Source organism: Verminephrobacter aporrectodeae subsp. tuberculatae At4, from assembly GCF_000193225.1.
Classification (GTDB): Bacteria; Pseudomonadota; Gammaproteobacteria; order Burkholderiales; family Burkholderiaceae_C; genus Acidovorax; species Acidovorax aporrectodeae.
The window spans coordinates 1-499 of record NZ_AFAL01000833.1; the positions used below are offsets into that span (position 1 = coordinate 1).

At 66.5% G+C, this 499-nt stretch carries 1 protein-coding gene; it reads left to right on the forward strand.

Features of this window, described 5'->3' with window-relative positions:
• The coding region (locus tag VTU_RS35205; protein ID WP_010108931.1) for a hypothetical protein at window positions 1-294 on the forward strand (294 nt) is incomplete at its 5' end.
• Between the last annotated feature and the right edge of the window lie 205 nt (window positions 295-499).

Below are 499 nucleotides of genomic sequence, written 5' to 3' on the forward strand. Positions count from 1 at the left end.
GGTGACGGCCTCGTTGAAGGCGTGACGGTGGTGGTTTCTCCTGCCTTGATGCGGGAGTTGGCCAGCGTGATGTTCAATTGGGTGCTCATGGTGCTTTGGTGGTGGATGGGGTGTGGGCACGCATCCCTGCGGACATGCGCCGCTGATGGGCGCTACTTCGTGGGGACTGGTGTGGTGGTGGGCCGCCAGGGGCCGGCGCCCCCAGGTTCAAGGGGCGCAGAAAGAGGCAGCGCAATCTCGTCCGCGGGCTGCATGCGCAACCCCGGAGGAAAGCCGATGACGGGCCTGGCTTGATGGAGAGGGGTGCGGGCAGGCCGCCATATGCCGGTACCCCCAGGTTCAAGGGGCGCAGAAAGAGGCAGTGCAATCGCGTCCGCGGGCTGCGTGTGCGGCCCCGGAGAAAAGCCGATGACGGGCCTGTCTTTATGGAGAGGGGTGCGGGCAGGCCGCCATGGGCCGGCACCCCCTGGTTCAAGGGGTGCAGAAAGAGGCAGCGCAA